This is a genomic window from Mycolicibacterium pyrenivorans, from assembly GCF_025821625.1.
GTDB lineage: Bacteria > Actinomycetota > Actinomycetes > Mycobacteriales > Mycobacteriaceae > Mycobacterium > Mycobacterium pyrenivorans.
Genome location: NZ_JACKSH010000253.1, coordinates 114,943 through 122,571, shown reverse-complemented (window position 1 = coordinate 122,571; position 7,629 = coordinate 114,943). Strand labels below are relative to the sequence as shown.

The following is a 7,629-nucleotide window of genomic DNA, read 5'->3' as shown; positions in this document are numbered from 1 at the left end:
CTAGTAGTACTTTGTTAGGTGGGGAAGGTGTGGTGGCATAGTGGGCAGGTGCCGATCCAATGAGCCAGTGCGCGTTGAAGTTTGCGCACGATGCCGTAGAGGGTCAGCCCTGCCCACTGGCTTTTGGGTTGGTCAGCCGCAGGCTGGTGATGAACAGGTGGGCGGCGGTGACGAGGGTGGCGTGGTGGTGCCAGCCTATCCAGGAGCGTCCCTCGAAGTGATCGAGTCCGAGTGCGGTTTTGAGTTCCCGGTAGTCGTGTTCGATGCGCCAGCGGATCTTGGCCAGGCGCACGAGTTCCTTCAGGGGTGTGTCGGGGTCGAGGGTGGAGATCCAGTAGTCGGTGGGTTCGTCTGCCCCGGTGGGCCATTCGGCGAGCAACCAGGCTTCGGGGAGGCTGCCGTCGTCGGCTGGGGTGATGTCGCGGTTCGCCGGGCGGATCCGCAGGGCGAGGAATCGGGAGCGCATCGCCGCGGCCGGGTTGGTGGGGTCGGTCTTGGCGCCGTGGCGCCAGGTCAGCGTTTTCAGCGCACCGCGACCGGCGGTGATGGCCAGGTCCCTGCAGGACAGGTGCGGGTCGCGGTAGCGCGGGGTCGGGGGGCGTCCGCGCCCGGCGTAGGGGGCCCTCTGGGGCGCCGCGTCAGCGGTATAGGCCCTGGTGGCGCCCTTGACGGCGACGATGTAGCCGATCGCACGGTCGGTCAGCCCTTGTCGGAATGCAGTGGTGTCGCCGTATCCGGCGTCCGCGGTGACCACCGGCGGGGTGCGTCCCCACTCGATCAGTTCGTCGATCATCTCGAGGGCCATCTGCCATTTCGGGCGGTGATGTTCGCCCTCGGGGATCGCGCACCGCTTACGGCGGACCGCGGTCGCGGCCGCCGTAGCGGGGTCGCCNGCGCAGTGCTGGTCCCAACGTTGCGGCACGTAGAGTCGCCAGTCCAGCGGCGCGGAGGCCGCATCGGAGGCGGCGTGCACGCTGACCGCGATCTGACAGTTGCCGACCTTGCCCAGGGTGCCCGAGTATTGGCGGGCCACGCATGGGGAGGCGTCCCCGTCCTTGACGAACCCGGTGTCGTCGATCACCCACGCATCCGGTTCGATCAGTGCGCACGCCTTGCGCGAGAGCGTCTTACGGACCGACTCCACCTCCCACGGTGAACTGGTCACGAACTGCTGCAACCGCTGGTGATCCACCTGCAGCCGCGCCGCCATCGGCTGCATCGACTTGCGCCGGCCGTCGAGCATCAATCCCCGCACATAAAGCCCCGCCGTCGCCCGCCGGTCCTTCCGCGCCAGGGACGAGAACACCTCGTCGACAAAGGAATCCAACTGCTCATCGACACTTACGAGACCGGCTGCGTCCACCCCCCGATTCTCCCAGAGGCAACACCGAAAACCGTTGCGACACACCGATCTAACAAAGTACTACTAGACATCGACACTTACGAGACCGGCTGCGTCCACCCCCCGATTCTCCCAGAGGCAACACCGAAAACCGTTGCGACACACCGATCTAACAAAGTACTACTAGGGTTTCGGGCACCAGTTCGTGCAGGCGGTCGACGGTGAGATGTGAACACAGCCAGTCCCATCGCTCTGGGGAGTCGGTCCAGACACCCACGTTGGCGTTGCCCCCTTTGTCGCCGGACCGGGCGGAGACGACCGTGCCCAGTGGACGCCGGGTTGTCGGTCCGAAGTCGAGTGATCCGCCGGACGGAGCGACCACATTGGGAAGCGCCGCAGCGGTGGTGCAGACGGAGTGGGGGATCACCTCGCGCGAATTGTCGGCGTGCACGACCACGTGCTCCACGACCGATGCGGGCACCAGCGTCGGCCAGTACACCCCGAACTCGCTCGCCGCGCCCGGGGGAGTGGTGGTGTGGAACCCGGGATATCCGGCTACCGCCAGTTCCACCACGCTGTTGGAGAAAGCCCGGTCCACCTTGACCCGATCACGATCCTTGACGGTTACTCGAAGGTGCGCGGTCGCCTCCACCAGGGACGCGGGGTCGGGTTTGTCATAGCGTAGGAGTTGGACGTCGACGTCGTCGAAACTCTCTTGGCCACCGAGTAATTCGAACAGCTGCTCGACGGCCCAGGACGCCTTGTCCTCGATGTTCAGCCCGGTCAGCACCATGGTCATGGTGTTGCGGAACCCGCCGAGGTAGTTCATCGCGACCTTGAGCGTCGGCGGTGGGGGAGTTCCCCGGGTGCCACTGACGCGCACCCGATCCGGTCCGTCCTCGACGACCGACAGGGTGTCGAAATGCGCGACGACGTCGGGGTTGACGTATGCGGGCGCGGCGATCTCGTAGAGGAGCTGAGCGGTCACGGTGCCGACCGACACCAGGCCGCCGGTGTCTTCGTGTTTGGTGACGACGAAGCTGCCGTCGTCGGCGAGCTCGACGATCGGTGAGCCCGGGTAGCGGCGGTCGGTGATCTCGCCGAGTTGCGAGTAGTTACCACCGGTGGCTTGAGGGCCGCATTCGATGATGTGCCCCGCGGCGACGGCGCCGGCCAGCGCGTCGAAATTCGTCCGGGACCAGTTGTGCCACCATGCGCCGACCCCGACGACGAGGGCGGCGTCGGTGACCCGTCCGGTGATCACCACGTCGGCACCGCGTTTCAGGGCAGCGGCGATGCCCCACCCGCCGAGGTAGGCATTGGCCGACACGGGGGTGATGTCGACCTCGGCCAGCTCCGCGCCGGTATCGAGGTGTCTGAACGGAATTCCCTGTGCCTGGAGCTGGGCCAGGCGAGGCATCAGATCGTCCCCTTCGACGTGGGCGACCTGCAACTCGATTCCGGCTGCCGCGGCGATCTTGCGGACCTCGTCGGCCATTCCGGCAGGGTTGAGCCCGCCGGCATTGACGACGATCTTGATGCCTCGTTGCGCACAGTCGCTGGCGACTTGATCAAACTGTGTGAGAAATGTTCGCGCATAACCTGTTTGCGGATTCTTCTGCCGGGCCTTCCACAGGATGAGCATCGTGAGCTCGGCCAGATAGTCGCCGGTGATGACGTCGACCTCGCCGCCGTCGACCAGTGCGTGCATGGCCGCGAGACGGTCACCGTAGAACCCTGATGCGTTGCCGATCCGGACGGGCCTGGCGCTCACGGGGTCCCCTGCGGTTGACGGCGGCTGGGTGCGCCGGCGAAGGCTTGAGCCAGTTCCAGCCAGCTCTGCGCGACGGGTCCTTCGACGACCAGATCGGTCTCCGTCCAGTGCCGGCGCTGGGTCACCACCAGCACGAAACTCTCGGCGGGTCCGCTGACCCGATTGGCGGCGCCGTGCGGTCCCCAGGTCCACTGGCCACCACCGGGTGCATCCAACGCGATATGTACCGGCTCAGAGGGGATCTCGCGCCCGTGGAGTTTGTGGGAGAACCCGAAGGTCACCACCCCGAGATGGGCGATGCTCCGCAGGCCGGGGTTCAGTGGATGCTCTAAGCCCAGTGCGTCGTAGATGTCCTGGGCGTGCGCCCAGGTCTCCATCAGCCGGGCGGTAGCCGAGGAAGCCATGCTCATCTCCGGCCCGTACCAGGGTAAACGGCGTTTAGGCTCGTCGCCGGCGTAGGCGTCGAGCAGCTCGTGCCGGGAGTCGGTGAACCAGTTCAGTACCGTCTCGGCCGACAGCGACCGGTACTGGGCGGCTAGGCGATCGGGGAAGTCCATGCCGTCTGCGATGTGTGCGTCGGCCTGGACGCGGAACTCATAGGGGTTCCTCAGCGCGAGCAGGGTCGCGTCGTCGAAGAACGCCAGGTGGGTGATCTGGTCCTTGACCGACCAACCCGCCGCCGGGGTCGCAAGGTCCCAGTCACCGGAGGTGAGACGTCCCAAGTTCTCCACCAGGCGATCGGTCTCGTGTTTCAGGTCGCGGAGCAGTCCGGGGTAGTCCAGGCTCATCACAGCCCCTTCCCGGCGGGCGGTCGCTTCTCTTCGAAGGCTTGCATGCCCCCGGCGAGGACGCCGTTGCGAACCTCGTAGGTGACGGTCACGATTGACCGTCCGACACGACCGCGAGGACCTGGCCGGACTCGACCTGGTCGCCCGCCGCGACCGAGATTGTCGCGACCACACCGTCGACGGGCGCGCGCACGGTGTGCTCCATCTTCATGGCTTCGAGTACGACGATCGCCGCTCCGGCGGCGACCTCAGCTCCCTGGCCCACCTCGATGCGCACCACCGACCCGGGCATCGGTGCCAGCAGGGACCCGGCTTCCTGCATGGCGCTGGGATCGGGAAACCGCTCGGCCTCGGTCAGTGTCGAGGTGCCCAGCGAGCTGTCCACGTGATGTGCCGAACCGCTCCGGGTGACGTGGTATCGCCGGCGGACACCGTCGACCTCGGCATCCACGAGAGTGTCGGCGGCGGAGATGATCCGGATGTGTGGGTGCCAGTCGCCGACCGACGCCGACAGCGTTCCGTGGGAGAACCGGTACCGGACCTCGAGTGTGTCCTCGCCGCAGACGTACGACACCATCTGGTCCTGGCTGGGTAGGGTGCGCCATCCCGAAGGCAGGCCCGGCAACACCGGCGTCCGGGCGCGACGATCAGCCTGCGCGGCCACCGCCGCCATCAACGCGTGGGTCGCCACCGCATCCTGGGTGCCGATTCCGGCCATCAACTGTGCGGGGTCGTGGCGTTCCAGATAGCCGGTGTCGATGGCTCCGCGCCGGAACTCCGGCTCGCGCAGTATTGCCACCAACAGGTCGCGGTTGGTAGTGACACCGTGGATCTTGGTTTCTGTGAGAGCCCGCGCCACCCGGGCGCAGGCTTCGTCGCGGGTCGCGCCGTAGCCGATCACCTTGGCCAGCATCGGGTCGTAGAAGGTGCTGACCCGCGAACCAGACGTGAAGCCGGCGTCGACACGGATACCGTCGAACTCGGGGAACTCCAGTGTCGTGAGGGTGCCCGACACCGGGATGAAGCCGGCCGCGACGTCTTCGGCGTACAGCCTGACCTCGATTGCGTGACCACGGGGCGCGGTGTCGATCATCTCCGGCGGCAAGGGTTCACCGGCTGCGACCTGAAGCTGGGCCCGGACCAAGTCGATGCCGGTGACGAGTTCGGTGACGGGGTGCTCCACCTGAAGGCGGGTGTTGACTTCCAGGAAGTAGAACGATCCGTCGGGTGCCATCACGAACTCGACCGTGCCCGCGCCCTCGTAGGCCAGCGCCTTGCCCGCCGCGACCGCGGAACGGCCCAGCTCGTCGCGCAGTGTTTCGTCCACCGCGGTGGAGGGAGCTTCCTCGATGATCTTCTGGTAGCGGCGCTGAATCGAGCATTCGCGCTCGCCCAGGTGCACCACGGTGCCGTAGCGGTCACCGAAGATCTGCACCTCGATGTGCCTCGGGGATTCGACGAACTTCTCCAGGAACACCGTGCCGTCGCCGAACGCCGAGGCCGCCTCCCGGCGCGCACTGGCGACCGCGTCGACGAGTTCGCTCTCGGTGCGCACGATTCGCATGCCGCGCCCACCGCCGCCGAAGGCCGCCTTGACCAGGATGGGGAATCCGATGTCGGCGGCCGCGTCGCGTAGCCGGGCCGGATTCTCGTCCTGTTCCGATTCGACAGTGCAACCCGGCAGCACCGGCACGCCGGCGGCGCGCATCATGTCCTTGGCCGCGATCTTTGATCCCATCGCGACTATGGCCTCCGGACTCGGGCCGACGAAAGTGACGCCGGCGTCGGCACACGAGCGGGCGAATCCGGCGTTCTCCGAGAGGAATCCGTACCCGGGATGCACTGCGTCGGCGCCGGTTCGGGAAGCCGCCGCCAGGACCAGATCGGCACGCAGATAGGTGTCCGCAGGCGCGGTGCCCGGAAGCCGTACCGACTCGTCGGCTTGCCAGACGTAGGGGGCGTCGCGGTCGGCGTCCGAGTACAGCGCGACCGTGGCGATGTCCATCGCCCTGGCGGTGCGGATGATCCGGGAGGCGATCTCGCCACGGTTGGCGATCAGCAGCTTGGTGATCGGGTTACGCATACTGCGACCTCACATCCTGAACACGCCAAAACCGCGGCGGCCTTCGACGACGTTGGAATGGGCTGCCGACAAGGCCATACCGAGCACCGAGCGGGTATCGCGCGGGTCGATGACGCCGTCGTCATAAATTCGCGCAGAGACGAAGAACGAGTGGGACTCCCGCTCGATCTGCGCCTCGATCTCGGCCGTGCGTTTGGCGTCGGCCTCGACGTCGAACTCCCGGCCGGCGGCTTCGGCGGCGGCCTTACCGACGATGGACAGCACGCCTGCCAGTTGCGCGGCACCCATGACGGCCAGCTTGGCGTTGACCCAGCTGAACATGAACCTCGGGTCGTAGGCGCGCCCGGACATGCCGTAGTTGCCCGCACCGAACGATCCGCCCATGTTGATGGTGATGTGCGGGACGGTGCTGTTGGTGACGGCGTTGATCATCTTCGCGCCGTCCTTGATGATCCCACCTTGTTCGTACTCGGTGCCGACCATGTAGCCGGTGACATTCTGCAGAAAGATCAACGGAGTGTCGGTCTGGTTGGCGAGCAGGATGAATTCCGTTGCCTTCTTGGACTCTTCGCTGAACAGCACACCTCGGGTGTTGGCCAGGATGCCGACAGGGAACCCGTGGATCGAGGCCCAGCCGGTGGCTAGGCTCGTTCCCCAGCGCGGCTTGTATTCCGAGAAACGCGATCCATCGGCGATGCGGGCGATGACCTCCCGTGGATCGAACGGCACGCGGGAGTCGCCGGATGCGATGCCCAGGAGTTCCTCGGCGTCATAGAGCGGCTCGTCGGCGGGCTGGGTCGGTCCCGGCCCGAGCTTTCGCCAGTTGAGGTGGGCCACGACGTCACGCCCGATCCGGATGGCATCGATCTCGTCGACGGCGAAGTAGTCCCCCAGACCAGATATCCGGGTGTGCATGTCCGCCCCGCCCAGAGCTTCGTCATCTGCGTCTTCGCCGGTCGCCATCTTCACCAGGGGCGGGCCGCCGAGGAACACCTTGGCCTGCTTGTCCACCAGGACTGCGTAATCGCACATACCGGGCACGTAGGCACCGCCCGCGGTGGAGTTGCCGAAAACCAGTGCGACGCTGGGAATACCCATCGCCGACAGTTCGGTGAGGTCGTGGAAGATCTTGCCTGCGTGGACGAAGAGTTCGGACTGAGTCGGCAGATCGGCGCCGCCGGACTCCACGAGATAGACCACCGGCAACCTGTTGACACGGGCGATCTCCAAGGCGCGCAGGTTCTTTCGTAGCGTCAAGGGATTCATCGTGCCGCCACGGACCGTGGGGTCGTGGGCGATGATCATGCATTCGACGCCTGAGACCACTCCGACACCGGTGACGATCGCGGCCCCGACGTTGAACTCTGTGCCCCACGCCGCCAGGGCCGATAGCTCCATGAACGGTGCGTCCCGGTCGACGAGCAGTTCGATTCGCTCCCGCGCCAGCAGGCGTCCGCGGCCGTGGTGGCGCTTGACGTAGCGCTCACCGCCGCCGGCGGCGACGAGCTCGAGTTGTTCGTTGAGGGCGGCGACGGCGGCAGTCTGCACATCGCGGTTGGACAGGAAGGTTTCGGAGGTGGTGTCGACCTCCGAAGTCAGGACTGTCATCGGTGACCTTCTCGATGGGTTCTCGGCGGGGTGA

The 7,629-nt window shown here is 66.4% G+C and carries 5 protein-coding genes; all 5 read right to left on the bottom strand.

Annotated features, from left to right (window positions below):
- Positions 1–103: 103 nt before the first annotated feature.
- Positions 104–1,363 (bottom strand): IS701 family transposase, encoded by a 1,260-nt coding sequence (locus H7I57_RS27900; protein ID WP_264027660.1) that lies wholly within the window; start codon positions 1,361–1,363, stop codon positions 104–106.
- A 148-nt stretch (positions 1,364–1,511) separates the two neighbouring features.
- On the bottom strand, positions 1,512–3,053 hold the full coding sequence (locus tag H7I57_RS27895; protein ID WP_372510479.1) for an acyclic terpene utilization AtuA family protein: 1,542 nt from the start codon (positions 3,051–3,053) through the stop codon (positions 1,512–1,514).
- 59 nt (positions 3,054–3,112) lie between these two features.
- A complete protein-coding gene (locus tag H7I57_RS27890; RefSeq protein WP_264027656.1) occupies positions 3,113–3,904 on the bottom strand; it encodes a TIGR03084 family metal-binding protein in 792 nt (263 codons plus the stop codon).
- A gap of 88 nt (positions 3,905–3,992) precedes the next feature.
- Positions 3,993–5,987 carry an acetyl/propionyl/methylcrotonyl-CoA carboxylase subunit alpha gene (locus H7I57_RS27885; protein WP_264027655.1) on the bottom strand — a complete coding sequence of 665 codons (1,995 nt, stop codon included), beginning with the start codon at positions 5,985–5,987 and terminating at the stop codon, positions 3,993–3,995.
- Positions 5,988–5,996: 9 nt separating this feature from the next.
- Positions 5,997–7,595, bottom strand: a complete 1,599-nt coding sequence (locus tag H7I57_RS27880) for an acyl-CoA carboxylase subunit beta (protein WP_264027654.1) — start codon at positions 7,593–7,595, stop codon at positions 5,997–5,999.
- Between the last annotated feature and the right edge of the window lie 34 nt (positions 7,596–7,629).

Excerpts from the sequence above, each read along its gene's own strand:
- H7I57_RS27885 (WP_264027655.1), bottom strand. The coding sequence starts at position 5,987 with ATGCGTAACCCGATCACCAAGCTGCTGATCGCCAACCGTGGCGAGATC.
- H7I57_RS27890 (WP_264027656.1), bottom strand. The coding sequence starts at position 3,904 with ATGAGCCTGGACTACCCCGGACTGCTCCGCGACCTGAAACACGAGACC.
- H7I57_RS27895 (WP_372510479.1), bottom strand. The coding sequence starts at position 3,053 with ATGCACGCACTGGTCGACGGCGGCGAGGTCGACGTCATCACCGGCGAC.
- H7I57_RS27880 (WP_264027654.1), bottom strand. The coding sequence starts at position 7,595 with ATGACAGTCCTGACTTCGGAGGTCGACACCACCTCCGAAACCTTCCTG.